At 60.5% G+C, this 16,360-nt stretch carries 14 protein-coding genes; 4 read left to right on the plus strand and 10 right to left on the minus strand.

Translation table 11 applies throughout. The annotated features are described in order from the left end of the window. Window positions 1-87: 87 nt before the first annotated feature. The 3 genes from N2601_RS10710 to N2601_RS10720 form a co-directional block, all read right to left on the minus strand. A complete protein-coding gene (locus N2601_RS10710; RefSeq protein ID WP_104823778.1) occupies window positions 88-804 on the minus strand; it encodes a nitroreductase in 717 nt (238 codons plus the stop codon). A 304-nt stretch (window positions 805-1,108) separates the two neighbouring features. After that, window positions 1,109-2,821, minus strand: a complete 1,713-nt coding sequence (gene leuA / locus N2601_RS10715; protein ID WP_104823779.1) for a 2-isopropylmalate synthase — start codon at window positions 2,819-2,821, stop codon at window positions 1,109-1,111. Window positions 2,822-3,150: 329 nt separating this feature from the next. Next, window positions 3,151-4,335: a benzoate/H(+) symporter BenE family transporter gene (locus tag N2601_RS10720; protein ID WP_260303077.1), complete on the minus strand. Its 1,185-nt coding sequence runs from the start codon at window positions 4,333-4,335 to the stop codon at window positions 3,151-3,153. A gap of 306 nt (window positions 4,336-4,641) precedes the next feature. Between N2601_RS10720 and N2601_RS10725 the strand changes: the two genes are divergently transcribed. Beyond that, entirely contained in the window at window positions 4,642-5,025 is a 384-nt protein-coding gene (locus N2601_RS10725) for a YciI family protein (protein ID WP_260303078.1), read from the plus strand. Window positions 5,026-5,097: 72 nt separating this feature from the next. On the opposite strand, the gene N2601_RS10730 is transcribed toward N2601_RS10725, so the two are convergent. Further along, window positions 5,098-5,685: an ATP-dependent Clp protease proteolytic subunit gene (locus tag N2601_RS10730; protein WP_104823783.1), complete on the minus strand. Its 588-nt coding sequence runs from the start codon at window positions 5,683-5,685 to the stop codon at window positions 5,098-5,100. Between the two features lie 232 nt (window positions 5,686-5,917). Here N2601_RS10730 and N2601_RS10735 point away from each other — a divergent pair, with 232 nt between their 5' ends. Next, window positions 5,918-6,700: a DUF2076 domain-containing protein gene (locus N2601_RS10735; protein WP_260303079.1), complete on the plus strand. Its 783-nt coding sequence runs from the start codon at window positions 5,918-5,920 to the stop codon at window positions 6,698-6,700. A gap of 58 nt (window positions 6,701-6,758) precedes the next feature. Here N2601_RS10735 and queF read toward each other — a convergent pair whose 3' ends face one another. Then, window positions 6,759-7,223, minus strand: coding sequence for a preQ(1) synthase (queF, locus tag N2601_RS10740; RefSeq protein WP_104823784.1), 465 nt, complete (start codon window positions 7,221-7,223; stop codon window positions 6,759-6,761). Window position 7,224: 1 nt separating this feature from the next. Then, window positions 7,225-8,139, minus strand: a complete 915-nt coding sequence (locus tag N2601_RS10745) for a cation diffusion facilitator family transporter (RefSeq protein ID WP_104823785.1) — start codon at window positions 8,137-8,139, stop codon at window positions 7,225-7,227. Window positions 8,140-8,501: 362 nt separating this feature from the next. On the opposite strand from N2601_RS10745, the gene bluB reads away from it, so the two are divergent. Beyond that, window positions 8,502-9,260: a 5,6-dimethylbenzimidazole synthase gene (gene bluB / locus N2601_RS10750; protein WP_260303080.1), complete on the plus strand. Its 759-nt coding sequence runs from the start codon at window positions 8,502-8,504 to the stop codon at window positions 9,258-9,260. Between the two features lie 6 nt (window positions 9,261-9,266). On the opposite strand, the gene N2601_RS10755 is transcribed toward bluB, so the two are convergent. The 4 genes from N2601_RS10755 to N2601_RS10770 all read right to left on the minus strand — a co-directional run bounded on the left by N2601_RS10755 (window position 9,267) and on the right by N2601_RS10770 (window position 15,343). Then, window positions 9,267-9,971, minus strand: a complete 705-nt coding sequence (locus N2601_RS10755) for a TIGR02117 family protein (protein ID WP_311319432.1) — start codon at window positions 9,969-9,971, stop codon at window positions 9,267-9,269. A 128-nt stretch (window positions 9,972-10,099) separates the two neighbouring features. Further along, the gene (locus N2601_RS10760) at window positions 10,100-12,289 is read right to left on the minus strand and encodes an anthranilate synthase (RefSeq protein WP_260303081.1); all 2,190 of its coding nucleotides are present in this window, start codon (window positions 12,287-12,289) and stop codon (window positions 10,100-10,102) included. A gap of 252 nt (window positions 12,290-12,541) precedes the next feature. After that, entirely contained in the window at window positions 12,542-14,065 is a 1,524-nt protein-coding gene (locus tag N2601_RS10765; protein WP_104823788.1) for an ABC-F family ATP-binding cassette domain-containing protein, read from the minus strand. A gap of 381 nt (window positions 14,066-14,446) precedes the next feature. Continuing rightward, entirely contained in the window at window positions 14,447-15,343 is an 897-nt protein-coding gene (locus N2601_RS10770; RefSeq protein WP_260303082.1) for an SDR family oxidoreductase, read from the minus strand. A 98-nt stretch (window positions 15,344-15,441) separates the two neighbouring features. Here N2601_RS10770 and N2601_RS10775 point away from each other — a divergent pair, with 98 nt between their 5' ends. Beyond that, window positions 15,442-16,269 (plus strand): helix-turn-helix transcriptional regulator, encoded by an 828-nt coding sequence (locus N2601_RS10775; protein WP_260303083.1) that lies wholly within the window; start codon window positions 15,442-15,444, stop codon window positions 16,267-16,269. The last annotated feature ends 91 nt before the right edge of the window (window positions 16,270-16,360 follow it).

The raw sequence follows: 16,360 nt of genomic DNA on the forward strand, positions 1-16,360 counted from the left end.
TTGTTGAAGCATAGATGCGCGTTGGCATGATTTCGTTTCGACTTCGAATGCTTCGGGCAAAAGCCTTCGCAGAGTGCGGGCATCGTTTCATACACCCAGCAATGCATCGTCTCGCACTGTTTGCGCCCATCGTTGCGAAGTCGAATCGACGAACGTGACGGTTTCATCGAGCGGCGCCCGGCCGGTGCGGGCGTAAGGCTCAGTGACGTCCTCGTACCCAATCGACATGCCGCAGAACAGGATGAGCCCTTCGCGCGGTGACAGGATCTCCGCGACGGTCTTGCGGTACACCGACCACGCCATTTGGGTGCAACTGTGCAACCCCTCGCCGCGCAGCAGCAGCATGACGGTCTGAAGGTACATGCCGACATCGGCCCATTGGGGTACACCCAAGTCGCGGTCGATATAGCAGAACAGGGCGGCGGGCGCGCCGAAACAATTCCAATTTGCGGAAGCAGCTCTCTGACTTGCCTCCCAGTCGCCGTCCGCAATGCCGAGCGCATGGTAGCGTTCATGGCCGAAGGCAGAGCGACGCTCGCGGTACGGAGACTTCAGTGTGTGCGGGTACATTTCGTATTCCCGCTCGTCCCAGGGGTCGCCTGCCGCCACGCGTTTCCCCGCGCGCTTCTTGAGCTCGGCAAGCGGCTCTCCGGTCATTACGTAGGTGTTCCATGGCTGGATGTTCGATCCGGAAGGGGCCCAAGCCGCGGCAAGCAGCACACGCTCCAGCACCGCCTTCGGGATATCCCGGTCGGTGAACTTGCGCACCGCCCGTCGACTCTTGACCGCCTCATATACGTCCATGATCGTTCACCTTCTAGTTGTCAGGTTCCCAATAACCAAGAGGTACCAATTCGAGATGAGCCGGCCAATTCTGCGCAGTGTTTGTCCGCGCACTGCATTTGGTTAGACGAAGCCATACCAATGGCTAGGCTAAGTCCTATCGACGCTCTGACTATTTCGTACTCAGTGGCTAGGTTCGGGCGCGCGCCTGGATAGCGGCCAGCTCGGCGTTTGCAGCGGCCAGCCCGCTGAACGACAAAACAAAAAATCCCCTCGACCATATCGAGGGGATTTTGTCTTCACGGCGCTTACTAACGGCTGAAAGTCAGCCCTTTTTCGCCTGAATATCGAGCACGCGGTTCGCCGCCGAGACGATCGCCTCGAGAGAAGCGGCGACGATGTTGGTATTGATCCCTGCACCGAAGAGCTTGCCGCCGGGATAGGAGGTCTCGACATAGGAGATTGCCGCGGCATTGGAGCCGTGCTGCAGCGAATGCTCGGAATAATCCTCGACCGACATCGGAATGCCGAGATAGATCGAGAGGGCATTGATGAAGCCGTCGATCGGGCCGTTGCCGCGGCCTTCGATGCGCTTCACCTCGCCATTGTCGGTGATCTCCGCCGCGACGATACGCTCGCCCTTATGCGCGGGATCGGCGAAGGTGTGGTGATCGACGAAGCGGATGCGAGCGTCGGACTGCGTCACGTAACGTTCGATGAAGTGATCGTAGATGCGCCTCGACGGCAGCTCCTTGCCCTCTTCATCGGTGATGCGCTGGATCTCCTCGCGATATTCCACCTGCAGATTGCGCGGCAGGTTGAGCCCGTAATCCTGTTGCAGGATATAGGCGATGCCGCCCTTGCCCGACTGCGAGTTGATGCGGATAATCGCCTCGTAGGTACGGCCGACATCCTGCGGATCAATCGGCAGATACGGCACTTCCCAAACCGGATGGTTGGCGACCTTCGCCGCCTTCATGCCCTTGTTGATCGCATCCTGGTGCGAGCCGGAAAAGGCGGTGTAGACCAGCTCGCCGACATAAGGGTGACGCTCGCTGATCGCCATCTGATTGGAATATTCGAAGACTTCCTTCATGCGCTCGATGTTCGAGCAATCGAGCTCGGGATCGACGCCCTGCGTGAACATGTTCAGCGCCATGGTGACGACATCGACATTGCCGGTGCGCTCGCCATTGCCGAACAGCGTACCTTCAACACGGTCGGCGCCGGCCATCAAGGCCAGTTCGGCAGCGGCAATACCGGTGCCGCGGTCATTGTGCGGATGCAGCGAAATGATCAGGTTTTCGCGATTGTCGAGATTGCGGCACATCCACTCGATCTGGTCGGCATAGATGTTCGGTGTTGCCATTTCGACGGTCGACGGCAGGTTGATAATCAGCTTGTTGTCCGGCGTCGGCTTCACCACCTCGATGACGGCGTTGCAAATTTCCAGCGCCACCTCCAGTTCGGTGCCGGTAAAGCTTTCCGGTGAATATTCGAAGCGATAGCCCCCGCCCGCTTTGGCCGCCATGTCGGTGATCATCTTGGCCGCGTCGACGGCGATCTCCTTGATGCCCTTCACATCCTTGGCGAACACCACGCGGCGCTGCAATTCGCTGGTAGAATTGTAGAAATGCACGATCGGCTTATTGGCGCCTTCCAGCGCCTCGAAGGTGCGGGTGATCAGCTCCGGGCGGCACTGCACGAGAACCTGCAGCGACACGTCGGCCGGCACATTGCCGTGCTCGATGCACCAGCGGGCGAAATCAAAATCGGTCTGCGATGCCGACGGGAAACCGATCTCGATTTCCTTGAATCCCATCTCCAGCAACAGATGGAACATGCGGGCCTTGCGGTCGTGGCCCATCGGGTCGACCAGCGCCTGGTTGCCGTCGCGCAAATCGACGGAGCACCAGATCGGCGCCTTGGTGATGGTTTTCGAAGGCCAGGTTCGGTCGGGAATATTGATCTGCGGGTAAGCGCGGTATTTCACCGCTGCCTCGGGCATGCCTTTGGGGGAATGGCTGTTCGCGTCCATGTTTCGTCTCTTCCTTTCCCGTCATTTGCCCCGCGTCTTAGCCGATCGTACGCGGCTTGGCGATGACAAATACGGACCCGCTACGGGGTATCCTGTCGATTTTGGGGATATGTCGCGAGGAGCGATGGCCGGGCGGGCTCTGCGGCCGCCGAGCGCTCCTCAAAGGACCCGGCAACCGCGCGTAAGGCCGAGAAGAAGAAGCGAAGTAAGGGCGCGCGTATTGTCACGCAGGGCAACGCGCCCACGTGCAATCTGTTCGGAAATCTTTGCGCCAGTCGTCTTCATGGTCGCGCTTATAGCCGCGCCATAAAAAAGAAGCAACCCCTTGCTCACCGTTTGAGCACTTGCACCCCATGCGACAGCGCCATCATCAATCCGCCGGCGATCAGCCCCCAGAAGGCGCCCGAGATGCCACCGAAGGAAACGCCTGATGCCGTGACGAGGAAGGTGATCGCGGCCGCCTCGCGCGATTCCGCCTTTTGAAAAGCATTCATGGCAGAGTTGGACAAAGCGCCGACCAGCGCCAGGCCGGCGACAGCTTCGATCAGGATCGGCGGCGCCAGTGCCACGAAGGCGGTAACGGCGCCTGCCAGCAATCCGAGGATGATGTAGACGACCCCCGCGGTGATTGCCGCCCAATAGCGCCGCTTTGGATCGGCATGGGCGTCCTGCCCGGCGCACATGGCGGCGGTGATCGCGGCAAGATTGACGGCATGGCCGCCGAAGGGTGCGCTCAACAGCGAAAACAGGCCGGTCACGGCAAAGAGCGGGCCGGGCTTCGGATCATAGTGGTGGACCTTCAGCACCGCGATGCCCGGAATATTCTGCGACGCCATGGTGACGATGAAAAGCGGCAGCGCGATGGAGACGAGGCCGGCGACCGTGAAGGTCGGCTTCACCAGTTCGAGGCTCGGCATCAGCGAATGCTCAAGCGATGCCAGCGCTCCATCGGGCACCTTCACGCCGAAAGCCAGCACCAGCGCAAAAGCGGCAAGCGCCGCCGGAACGGCCCAAAGCCGTTTGAAGGCCCCAACCACGATCCAGGCGATGATAATGGGCAGGCCAAGCAATGGATCGAAGGCGATGGCCTTCACAGGCGCAAAGCAAAGTCCGAGCAGCACGCCGGCCAGCATGGCGTTCGCCAGCGCCGCCGGAATAGCTGCGACGGCGCGTCCGAGCGGCCGGAACAGGCCAGCAATCACGATCAGCACCGCACAGATCAAAAAGGCGCCGACCGCTACCGGAAAGCCGCCCTCTACGGCGCCCGCGCTTGCCAGAAGTGCTGCTCCCGGCGTCGACCAGGCAATGCTGACCGGCAGCTTCGTCGCCAGGCTGAGCACGATCGCGCAAAGCCCCATCGCGATCGACAGGGCCGTCAATCCGGACGCGGCCTGCGCGTCCGTGGCGCCGACCGCCTGCAACCCATGCAGAACGACCGCGAAGGAGCTGGCAAAACCTACAAAGGCGGTAAGGCAGCCCATGAACAGGCTTTGGACGGAAAAATCTTTGAGCATGGCGGCGGCTGGAGACTCGTGGATGCGGTGAAAAGCGCATGGAGCATCACAAGCGGCGGTCGTGCAAGTGCAGTTTGACGAAAGAATGCAGCCGTGTCAGGCAACGCACGGGGGCAGCCGCATTTCGAGCGGACGGACTGCGGCGATTTTCGCCAGGGCAATCCGGGCCAGAGAGCGCCCCTCGATTGGCAGAAGAGCTTGAAAAGGGATTGCGCACCAAACATCAAACTTGTGTAGTCAAACGCATCTAGGTTTCTGAATTTCAGTCGGCTGAAATCGATAGATGCGTAAAGGGGGGAACGATTCATGTATTACGCTATCCTGGCCTATCACGAAGAGGGAGTGGTCGAATCCTGGACCAAGGAGGAGGATGCGGCGTTGATGACCGAACTCCTCCAGGTGAATGATCGCCTCGTTCAGGAAAAGTCTCTGGGACCGGCCGCGCGACTTGGCCCAACCGAACGCGCCGTGACGCTGCGGGGCAAGGGTTTCGGCATCGTCACAGACGGCCCTTTTGCTGAAACCAAGGAGCAATTGCTGGGCTTCTATGTCGTGGATTTTCCAACGCTTGAAGCAGCAGTCGCAGCCGCGCGCGACCTCCGACGCGTCAATCCGACGGCAGTCTACGAAATCAGACCGATTTCGCTTTATTTACCCGGTGCACCGCTGATATCGCGGGACGAGAAATAGCGCCAACACAAAAGCGCCCTCGCCTGCCTTTGGGCAAACGAGGGCGCTTTGACTGAGCAAAGAGCCGTCAGATCAAATCTCGGCCTGCGACGTCACGATCCGCGAAACCAGGCCATAAGCCTTGGCCTCTTCCGCAGACAGCCAGTAGTCGCGGTCCGTGTCCTTGGCGATGCGCTCGACCGGCTGGCCGGTGGCTTCCGAGAAGATCTTGTTCAGGCGCTCGTTCATCTTGATGATCTCGCGAGCCTGAATTTCGATATCGGAGGCCATGCCGCGGGTGCCGCCGGACGGTTGGTGCAGCAGGAAGCGGGTGTTCGGCAGGCAGATGCGGCGCTCCTTGGGGGCAGCGACGTATATCAGTGCACCCGCGGAAGCGACCCAGCCGGAACCGATCATCCAGACCTTCGGCTTGATGAACTTGATCATATCGTGAATGGAATCGCCGGATTCGACGTGGCCGCCGGGCGAATTCACGTAGATACGGATATCCTCATCGCTGGCAGCAGCGAGTGCCACGAGCTGCGAGCAGACCTTCTGCGCCAGTTCCTGCGTAATGCCGCCATAGATGAAGATCGAGCGCGATTTGAAAAGATTCGCCTCCGCGTCCTTGCCCAAGGGCAGCTCTTTCGTCTTTTCTTCCTGTTCGTCTTCGTCGTTCATTCGCAAGTCTCCAGCAGATGTATCCTACCGCACATAATGCGACTCCATGCGTAAAACAATGCCGGAAAAAGGCAAGGCGCGAATAGCCAGGGAAAGCATGGCGTTATGGTTGCGGATTACCGAATTGTAACTTGAAGAGGCTTTGAAAAAGCCGGAATTCCATCCTACGTCAGGTGGGCGCGAGGAGAATCGCGCCCGAAATTTGCAGCAACAGATCGCCAAGGAGGCCATCATGTCGCCTGAAGAACGTCAAATGCTCGCTTCCCTCTTTGATCGCGTCCGCACTACGGCGAGCACCCAGCGCGATGCCGATGCGGAAGCCTTCATCAATCAATCGGTTCGCGAGCAGCCCTATGCGCCCTATTTCCTTGCGCAAGCCGTGCTCATACAGGAGCAGGGCATGAAGGCAGCGGCCGACCGCATCCAGCAGCTCGAAGCACGCGTGCACGAGCTGGAACAGCAGGGCGCCGACACTCACCCGCAGGCCCAGAGCGGCAGCTTCCTCGGCGGCCTCGGCTCGCTGTTCGGCGGCAACCAGCAGCAGCGCGCCGCTGCCCCGCAAGCCCCGCAGCAGCAGGGCCGTCTTTATGACGATTATGCCCGCAACGCTCCGCAGCCGGGCCCATGGGGCGGCCAGCAACAGCCGACCGGTCCCTGGAACCCGCAGGCCGGCGCTCCCTCCGCGGGCGGCAGCTTCCTGCGCGGCGCCCTTGGCACGGCGGCAGGCGTTGCCGGCGGCGTGATGCTGGCGGAATCGCTCTCCAGCCTGTTCAGCCCGCATCTCGGCGGCACCACGGCAGGCTCGGGTCTTGGCGGCCTTTTCGGCGGGACTTCCGCCAACGCAGCCGAACAGCCGGTTCAGGAAACGATCATCAACAACAACTATTTCGGCAACGACGACAAGAACGATCAGAACGACAATGATCAGACCAATGTCGACTACGCCTCGAACGATCAGGACGACGACTACGATGATTCGTCGGACAATGGCGGCGACGACAGCTCGTTCGCGTAATACCGATCGCCTCTAATGACAAAAGCCGCCCTCCCTTCGGAGGGGGGCTTTTTCAATTTCAGCCACGCCCGCGATAGGGTTGCACGCCCTGATCCGGTAGCCACACGCCCTCGGGCGGCTTGCCCGTCTGCCAGAATACATCGATCGGGATACCGCCTCGGGGATACCAGTAGGCACCGATGCGCAGCCACTTCGGCTCCAGCAATTCGACCAGCCGCTTGGCGATGTAGATCGAGCAATCCTCATGGAAGGCGCCGTGGTTGCGGAAGGAATGCAGGAAGAGCTTCAGCGACTTCGATTCCACCAGCCATTCGTTGGGCACATAGTCGATGACGATATGAGCAAAATCCGGCTGTCCGGTCATCGGGCAGAGCGAGGTGAATTCCGGTGCGGTGAAACGCACGACATAGTCCGTGCCGGCATGGCCGGACGGCACTTTTTCGAGAACGGCAGCTTCGGGGTTCGCGGCCGTTTCGGTCTGGCTGCCGAGCATCGACAGGCCGGAAACATCCGTTGTAGGCATCTTAGGTCTCCTTGATCACTTTAACGCGGATGCCATGGGCCTTCTCGCCCTCGGGCTCCACGTGAATGGTTATTTCTGCGCCCGCATGGATCGCCCGTATGGCGTCTTCAAGGCGGTCGCAAATGCGATGGGCCTCGCGGACCGGCATCGCCGCTGGCACGACTAGGTGGAAGTCGACGAAAGTGACGGCACCCGCCCGGCGCGTCTTCAGATCATGCACGCCGAGAGAGCCGTTGGCATGCGTCGCGATCGCCTCCTTGATCACCGCTTCCTCTTCGGGCAGGACGGCCTTGTCCATCAGCCCGTCGATGGAATTGGAGATGACTTTCCAGCCTTGATAGAGAATGTTGACGGCGACGAGAATTGCAAGCACCGGGTCGAAGATCGGGTAGCCGGTGCCAAGCGCCAGCAGCAGGCCGATGAGCACACCAACCGACGTATAGACATCGGACATGATGTGCTGCCCATCCGCCGTCAGCGCCGGCGAGCGGTGTTCGTGCCCGGCGCGGATCAAAGTCAGTGCCCACAGGGCATTGATGATACCGGCGGCAAAGTTGATGGCAAGACCGAGGGCAGGCGCCTGCAGCGGTTGCGGATTGCTCAAATGCCCCACCGCCTCCTGTACGATCATCAGCGCAGCGACGACGATCATCGCACCCTCGGTGACGGCCGAGAGATATTCCGCCTTATGGTGGCCGAAGGGATGGTCATGATCCGCCGGCTTCTGCGCATAGCGGATGACGAAGAAAGCGATGAAAGCGGCCACGACATTGACGAAGGACTCCAGACCGTCCGACAACAGCGCGACGGAGCCCGTGACCCACCAAGCGACCATCTTCAGCGCCATGACGCCTAGCGATAGCGGAATGCCCCAGAGGGCCAGCCGCCGTATCGTCTGGTTGCCCTGTCCGTTCATGCGTTTCTCCAATGCGGATGCGCGCCTGCATATGCGAACGAATTGCAAGAACCGCGCCATTCAAATGCAAAACCGCCCGCGCGAAAATCGCGCAGGCGGCTTATTGAGGCTCATATGATGCAGAATACACCATTTGTCAAAGGACGGCTCGGGCCTAGCGCATCACAATTTATCCCAAATGGCCCGCTTAAACAAAGTCGAGCGGCAAGGGCGATTGCCGGCCGATCCTATGCTTGCCTGTGAAAATCATGATGGCACCTTCCCGTGCGAGCGCGCACTGAGCTATACAGCAACCCATTAAGCCCCAGCGAACGGCATTCCGCCACGAAACGTCGCCGCTCCCTCCAAATCCACGGTGGAACATGCCCGCTCTTGATGAACCCTCTCATTCGTACGACACCGCTTCGCTCGCCGATGTGTCGCCAAAGGAAGCGGATCATCTGATAGCAGCCTGTGCGTTTTCGGAGGAGGAACGCGCCGCCGTCTACCGCGCCATCGAAACCCGCCGCGACGTCCGCGATCAGTTCCGGTCTGATCCCCTGCCCGAAGATCTCGTGAGACGGCTGCTCGAGGCAGCCCATCGCGCGCCGTCCGTCGGTTTCATGCAGCCGTGGAACTTCATTCTGATCCGGCAACCGGAGACGCGGGACCGCGTGTGGCAGGCTTTCAACCAGGCGAACGAAGAAGCCTGCCGGATGTTCGAAGGCGATCGCCGCGCGCAATATCAGCGGCTGAAACTCGAAGGCATCCGCAAGGCGCCGCTCAGTATCTGCATCACCTGCGATACCCGGCGCGGCGGCCCTGTTGTGCTCGGGCGAACGCATAATCCGGCAACGGATGTCTATTCGACGGTCTGCGCCGTTCAAAATCTCTGGCTTGCCGCCCGCGCCGAAGGTGTCGGGGTCGGCTGGGTTAGCATTTTTCACGAGGACGCTATCAAAGGCATCCTGAACATACCGGAGCACGTCAAAATCGTCGCATGGCTGTGTATCGGTTACGTCGACGAACTCTACGACATGCCCGAGCTGGCAGTGAAAGGATGGCGCGACCGCCTGCCGCTCGACAAGCTGATTTTCGAGGAATGCTGGCGGGACGATCAGGACACTTCCGAGCAGCCTTGATCAGCGCTAATCCATCTTAGTGGACGCGAAACGATCGCGATCATTATGCAGGCTGAGCGACAGCCGCAACATCCAGGGCAGCGCCGTCCATAGGCCCGAGGTTAATCCCGCTTGCCTCAACCCCGCCGCCGTCCACGTATTGCACCCCATCAGCGCATTGAAATATCCCCGCGCCTCGAAGAATGCATCATTCTCGCTGTAGTTGCTACCCGGCAAGGACACCGGCCCGCTATCCGCCTGCACGAGACTGCCCAGGATGAATTGCTGCAATCGCTTAAGCCCGCCGTCATCGATGTTGAGCACGGTCACACCGGGCGCACTTTCGGGTATCTCACCGGCCAGTTCCGCATGAATGACAGACCGATCCAAGGTAAAGCTCTTCAGCACCGGCCCTGTCTTCAGATCCGCCCAGGTCCGCGTCTCGGTATAGAAACTCCTGCCGCCCCAGCCGAAAATGAGGTAGTGCAGGTTCGGGTTGTCGAGATCGAGCCCGGCTGTCCGCAGGAACGCAAAGCGGCTCAAGAGATCGGCATCGACGGGAATGGCGATATCCGTGTGGATGGGATTGCTGAGCACGAGGATGCGACGCGAGCGCTCCGGCACCGCCGGCCCATCATGCCAGAGCGGACGCGGCACCACGATGCCGAGGACGACGATCACGACAAGCGCAAGTATCGCGATCAGAACGCGTTTGAATATCTTTGAAATCACCGACCGTAAGCCCCTACCGACATTGAATGTCTTCAGGGCTTGTTGGCCTCTTTCAAGGCAAAAAACATCCCCATGCACTTTTTTCGTGTGCACGGGTTTGTTCAAGCATCAGTGACTACGATTTTGCGTCACGCAGCCTTGGTTTTTGCCCGCCGCGCCAGATGAGCGACGACGTTCTCGATCATCCGCATGCCGGCATCGCCGCCGAGCGTCATGATCGATTCCGGATGGAACTGCACGGCCGCGATCGGCTCCTTCACATGCTCGATGCCCATGATCGTGCCGTCCTCGCTTTCGGCCGTGATCATGAAGTCACGCGGCAAGCTGGACGGATCGGCAAAGATCGAATGATAGCGCCCGACGGTCACCTCACGGCCGAGGCCAGAGAAAACCAGACCGGGCTCCAACACGCGGATGCGTGAGGGCTTGCCATGCATCGGGATCGCCAGATGGCGTAGCTCGCCGCCATAGGCTTCGGCAAGCGCCTGCAAGCCCAGGCAGACGCCGAAGATCGGCAGATTGCGCGCCCTCGCCTTTTTGATGGTCGCCTTGCAATCGAAATCTTTCGGGTTGCCGGGACCTGGCGACAGCACGACCAAATCCGGATCCAGCCGGTCGAAAACCTCTTCCGGCACGGGCGTACGCACGGTCGAAACCGTCGCACCGGTCTGGCGGAAGTAATTCGCCAGCGTGTGCACGAAACTGTCTTCATGGTCTACGAGCAGAATCTTCACGCCCTTGCCGACCGAGGCGACGTCGCGCTGCTGCTTGCCGGAATTCGCAGCCTTGGCATCACGGATAGCGGACAACATGGCGGATGCCTTCAATTCGGTTTCTGCTTCTTCTTCTTCTGGGATGGAGTCGTTCAGCAATGTAGCGCCAGCACGAACCTCGGCAATGCCGTCCTTGATGCGCACGGTGCGCAGTGTCAGGCCGGTATTCATGTCGCCGTTGAAGCCGACCATGCCGATCGCGCCGCCATACCATGCGCGCGGGCTCTTTTCATGGTTCTCGATAAAGCGCATTGCCCATAGCTTCGGTGCGCCGGTGACGGTGACGGCCCAAGCGTGGCTGAGGAACCCGTCAAAAGCATCCATATCGTCGCGCAGGCGGCCCTCGATATGGTCGACCGTGTGGATCAACCGCGAATACATCTCGATCTGCCGGCGGCCGATGACCTTCACCGAGCCTGGCTCGCAGACGCGGCTCTTGTCGTTACGGTCGACGTCCGAGCACATGGTCAGCTCGGACTCGTCCTTCTTGGAATTCAAAAGCTTCAGGATCTGCTCGCTGTCGGCGATCGGATCGTCGCCGCGCTTGATCGTGCCGGAGATCGGGCAGGTTTCGATGCGGCGGCCCGAGACGCGAACGAACATTTCCGGCGAAGCGCCGACGAGATATTCCTGATTGCCGAGATTGATGAAGAAGGAATAGGGAGACGGATTGATCGCTTTCAGCCGCTTGGAGATATCGGAGGGCTTGCTCTCGCAGCGTTCCATGAACTTCTGGCCCGGAACGACTTCGAAGAGATCGCCCTTGCGGAAACTTTCCTTCGCCTTGACCACCAGCTCGGCATATTCGCCGGGGCGATGATCGCTCTTCGGGGGAATGGTGCTCGTCTGACGGAACGGCTCGGCAGCGATGTCGCCGGACTTGCCTTCGGTGGAGACGCCGCCCTTGGCGAAATCGTAACGATCGATCCAGGCCTTGGCGGAGTAGTTGTCGACCACCAGGATTTCGTCCGGCAGATAAAGCACCATGTCGCGCTGATCGTCGGGACGCTTGAGCTTCAGATCGATCGCATCAAACTGGAAAGCGAGATCGTAGCCGAAGGCGCCGTAGAAGCCGATGCTGGCGTCGGCCTGCGAGTAGAAGAGATCGGTCACGGCGCGCAGCACCGTGAAGACGGTCGGCATCTTCGAGCGCTCTTCCTCAGTGAAGACACGATCCGGCATCTTTACCGCCAGATCGAGCCGGCGCGGCGTTGAGGCACCAAGCACGACCTCGGAAACGGTCTTCAGCTTCTCCGCGATGAAGCCGAGAATGACCTCGCCACGCTCGTTATAAGCTTCGATCCAGACATTGCGCCCATTGCAGGAAAGACCAAGCGGCGGATCGACGATGGCGGTATCCCAACGGGTGTAGCGGCCGGGATATTCGTAGTTCGACGAAAACACCGCGCCGCGGCGCTCGTCGAGCTTGTCGATATAGGACGAAACCGCATCCGCATAAGGCGTCGGCCGGCGCTGCCGGGTGACGGTGATCCCGCCCTTCGTCTCGTAGATTTCCGCACCATCATCCCGAAGGATCGTTACCATTGTTCCTCACTCCGTTGTCGGGCCCGGATGACAGGCGGCCTTTATAACAAAAAAGCCGCCTCGAATTTTCGGGCGGCTCACTCGTCGTCTTTGAACACGATTGGTCGAGGCCGCTTCAGCGTGCCCACCACCAAACTGCAATGTTGTTCAAGGACATGTTCATGGCGGGAATTGTTAGCGTGAGATGAGGTGATGCGCAAGCCGCAATCTCAGGGAACGGGCAGAAACGATGTTCGCCTCTGCCCTCGCCTTTTAAATCTGCCGCCCAGCCGCTGCGAAAAACTCCTCCGGTCCATCGACTTCGATCAACCGTTTTCGGTCTATAAGCCAAAAGCGATTGCCGACGGCGCGCACGAAGCTGCGATCGTGAGAAACAAGCAGGCAACTTGCCTCCTGCGCCATCAGCTCACCTTCCAGCGCTTCCTGCCCATCGATATCGAGATGGTTGGTCGGCTCATCGAGCAGGTAGAAGTTCGGATTGGTTAGCCGGAGCACCAGTATGGACAAGCGCGCCTTCTGGCCGCCCGAAAGCCTGCCGATGGCACGGCCTTGCATGTCGACACCCATGCCCGCACCAGCGAGCAGCGTGCGCGCCCGCTGTTCGCCGAGTTCGAACAGCCGCGTAATGACCCCGAGCGGCATATCGTCCGGATCGAGATTGGAGAGCGCCTGATCGCTATAGCCTAGCGCCAGCGAAGGTGTTGCCTTGATCGCCCCCGGTGCGCTCTGATCGGCAATAGCCTTGCGGATCATCTCGATAAGCCGGGTCTTGCCCGCCCCATTATGGCCAAGCAGGACGATGCGATCGCCCTGGCAGATCCAGCGTTTGCCGGTCTTGAACAACAATGTGCCATCCGGCGTCTCGACGGACGCATCGTCCAGCGTCACCAATATCTTGGCCTGAATGCCGCGATTGGCGAGCTTGATTGCGCCGGACGAACGCTCTTGGTGGCCCGGCCGTGCCGCATCCTCCAGCCGCTCGGCGCGTGCCTTGAGCTGCTTCGTCTTCACCGTCAGCAGGTCGCTGCCGGAATTGATGCCGAGATTGTTAAGCTTGGCCGCCTGCTTGCGCAGTTGCTGCGCCGTCTTCATGTCCTTCTGGTAACGCCGCTCATCCGAGGCGTCGGCCTCGTCCAACACTGCCCGTGCCGGGCCATAGGGCAAGGCGTAGGCCGCCGATTGTTCCTGACGCAGGAACAGTGTGCGGTTGGTGACGGCATCGAGAAAGGCGCGGTCGTGGCTCGATATCAGAACCGGCACATCGCGTGGCAGAGCGTTCAACCAATCTTCGAGCAGCGCGATCTTGGCGAGATCGAGATGGTTGGTCGGCTCATCCAGCAGCAGGACGTCCGGCTCGGTTACCCAGACACGGGCGAGCATGGCAAGCCGCTGCCAACCACCGCTGAGATTGGCAAGCGCCCTCTCCCGCAGCGCCTGCGGGACGTCGAGCGAATCCAGAACGACGTCGACGCGCCAGCCCTCGCTCTCGGCTTGTTCGGCCGGCAGAGCGCGAAGTACCGCATCGTGGAAAGACATGTCAGCCAGAGCGGCGGGCACATTCTGTTCGACATATCCAACCCGAAGGCCGCGCGAACGGGTAATGTCGCCCACCGTTGGCTCCAGCCTGCCGGCGATGCAATTGAGCAGCGTGGATTTCCCCCGGCCATTTGCGGCAACGAGGCCGATGCGGTCGCCGGCGCTGACGGTGAAATTCAGATTGGAGATAAGCGGCACACCCAGGGTGATGCCGAAATTGCGGAGATTGATCAGAGTCATGGTTTTCTTCCGGTCTGACCCAAGCAAGCCAGCAACAGGCGCCTTATCGCCATGTGATGCTGAAGTTGCTCGGTAGATGTCATGATACGGCCGCTTGAACGCAAAAGTTCAGCGCCGCATTACCCAACAGGGGCAGACCAGGAGGAAATGAGTGAGAGACAGCCTCTGATCAGCCCTGCAAACGCATTTGCAGGGCATGAGTCGGACCGAACTGGCGATTACGCCAGACAAACGTCATCATGCGGTCCTCCTCTCTCAATAGGTTGCGCTGCCTTGATAGCATTGAACGCTGCGATAGACAATCGCGCGGCGTTTATAGGCAATCCGACGTTCGAGACGACGAAGCCGAGCATGTCCATGCGCCCGGCTTCGTCCAATTGCTCAGGCTGCGAAATATTCGTCGCGATCGATGTCCTGAAGGAGGCCGGGCTGCTCCGGCAGCCATCCCAGCAATTCCCGTGTCCGTTGGCTGGAGGCCGGGCAATCGAGCCCGGCAAAATGTGCGAACCAGCCGAAGTGCTCTGCGGCCTCCTCCTGCGTCTTGCTGACGACCGGCAGGTTCAGGCGGCGGCCGATCACGCCGGCGATCTCCCGGAACGGCACGCCCTCTTCGGCGACGCCGTGGTATCGGGCGGCCCCGGACTCCGTCTCGATCGCAAGCCGGTAGAGACGGGCGGCGTCGAAGCGATGAACAGCCGGCCAGAGGTTCTGCCCTTCGCCGATATAGGCGGAAACACCTTTCTCGCGGGCGATGCGGATGAGGATCGGAACGAAACCATGATCGCCGACACCGTGGACCGAGGGAGGAAGTCGCATCGCCAATGCGCGCACCCCTTTCGCGGCAATCGACAAAACCGCCTGCTCGGAAGCGACGCGAGGAAACGAAGCGGGACCGAATTCCGGAATCTGGTCTTCGGTCGCGAGACGACCCGGCGAAAGCAGCCCGGTCCCGGAGGTAACGATCAGGCGGCGGTCGGAACCCGCCAGCGCCGAGCCGAGTGCCTCGATGACGCGCCTGTCCATCTCGCAATTTTCCGCAATTTTCGAGAAGTCGTGATTGAAACCGGTATGGATCACGCCATCCGAAGCGGCCGCGCCGTTGCGCAGGCTCTCCAAAACTTCAAGATCGCCTCGATGCACTTCGGCACCTGCGGCGACAAGAGATTTGGCACCGGCCTCAGAGCGGGTGAGACCGAGCACCCGATGGCCGGCAGCGATCAATTCAGCAACAACAGCGGACCCTACGAAACCGGTCGCGCCGGTAACAAAAACACGCATGGGAAATTCTCCAGGTTCAAACTGAGAACACTATCCACGGATCAATTATCAGGGTAAAGTAGTGACCTTATACGGGTATAATGACTAATAGGACGAACATGCCGGCCGCAGACCACAACCCGCTTGGAACCTACCTCCGGGATCGCCGCACCAAGCTCGATCCGACCGCTTTTGGCCTTCCGCCGGGGCGCAGGCGAACGGCCGGGCTGCGGCGCGAGGAAGTGGCACAACGCGCCAATATCAGCGCGACATGGTACACATGGCTCGAACAGGGCCGCGGCGGCGCGCCCTCGGCCGATGTGCTGGACCGGATCACCCGCGCCCTGATGCTGACGAATGTCGAGCGCGAGCACCTCTTCCTGCTTGCCTTGGGCCGGCCGCCCGAGGTCCGTTACCAGCCGGCCGAGGGGGTGACACCACGGCTTCAACGCGTGCTGGACTCGCTGGAGCTCAGCCCGGCGCTTGTGAAGAATTCCACCTGGGACATCATCGCCTGGAACCGCGCCGCCTCGATCGTGCTTGCAAACTATGGCGATATCCCGCCGGAAGAACGCAACATTCTGCGTCTCGTTTTCTCCAGCTCCCGTGTGCGCAACGCCATGCCGGAATGGGAGGCCGATGCCCGCTTCATCGTGGCGGCGTTCCGCACTGAAGTGGCCCGGGCCGGAGCCGCCGAAAACGTCAAAGGCCTGGTCGAGGATCTCAGCCGCCGAAGCCCGGAATTCGAGGCGATGTGGCGCGACAACGACGTGCGCAGCTATGGCGAGGGCACCAAGCATCTGCATCATCCGACCGCCGGTCCGATCGCCCTCGAATATTCAAGTTTTACGGTCGACGGCAGGCCCGATCTCGGCATGGTGGTTTACAATCCCGCGACATCGTCGGATGTAGACAAGGTAAGAGCGCTGCTCGCGGATCAGGCCTGACCAGTCGACCGGCAATACGGACAGCACGAAGGCCAGAAAATAGGAAAAGGGCGATGCCGAAGCACCGCCCTTTCTGCCATCACGATGAGCT

Origin of the sequence: Rhizobium sp. CB3060 (assembly GCF_025200735.1) — a bacterium.
Taxonomy (GTDB): domain Bacteria; phylum Pseudomonadota; class Alphaproteobacteria; order Rhizobiales; family Rhizobiaceae; genus Rhizobium.

Bases quoted from the DNA above. Each gene is read 5' to 3' on its own strand.
- N2601_RS10710 (WP_104823778.1), bottom strand. From the start codon at position 804: ATGGACGTATATGAGGCGGTCAAGAGTCGACGGGCGGTGCGCAAGTTC.
- leuA (WP_104823779.1), bottom strand. From the start codon at position 2,821: ATGGACGCGAACAGCCATTCCCCCAAAGGCATGCCCGAGGCAGCGGTG.
- N2601_RS10720 (WP_260303077.1), bottom strand. From the start codon at position 4,335: ATGCTCAAAGATTTTTCCGTCCAAAGCCTGTTCATGGGCTGCCTTACC.
- N2601_RS10725 (WP_260303078.1), top strand. From the start codon at position 4,642: ATGTATTACGCTATCCTGGCCTATCACGAAGAGGGAGTGGTCGAATCC.
- N2601_RS10730 (WP_104823783.1), bottom strand. From the start codon at position 5,685: ATGAACGACGAAGACGAACAGGAAGAAAAGACGAAAGAGCTGCCCTTG.
- N2601_RS10735 (WP_260303079.1), top strand. From the start codon at position 5,918: ATGTCGCCTGAAGAACGTCAAATGCTCGCTTCCCTCTTTGATCGCGTC.
- queF (WP_104823784.1), bottom strand. From the start codon at position 7,223: ATGCCTACAACGGATGTTTCCGGCCTGTCGATGCTCGGCAGCCAGACC.
- N2601_RS10745 (WP_104823785.1), bottom strand. From the start codon at position 8,139: ATGAACGGACAGGGCAACCAGACGATACGGCGGCTGGCCCTCTGGGGC.
- bluB (WP_260303080.1), top strand. From the start codon at position 8,502: ATGCCCGCTCTTGATGAACCCTCTCATTCGTACGACACCGCTTCGCTC.
- N2601_RS10760 (WP_260303081.1), bottom strand. From the start codon at position 12,289: ATGGTAACGATCCTTCGGGATGATGGTGCGGAAATCTACGAGACGAAG.
- N2601_RS10765 (WP_104823788.1), bottom strand. From the start codon at position 14,065: ATGACTCTGATCAATCTCCGCAATTTCGGCATCACCCTGGGTGTGCCG.
- N2601_RS10770 (WP_260303082.1), bottom strand. From the start codon at position 15,343: ATGCGTGTTTTTGTTACCGGCGCGACCGGTTTCGTAGGGTCCGCTGTT.
- N2601_RS10775 (WP_260303083.1), top strand. From the start codon at position 15,442: ATGCCGGCCGCAGACCACAACCCGCTTGGAACCTACCTCCGGGATCGC.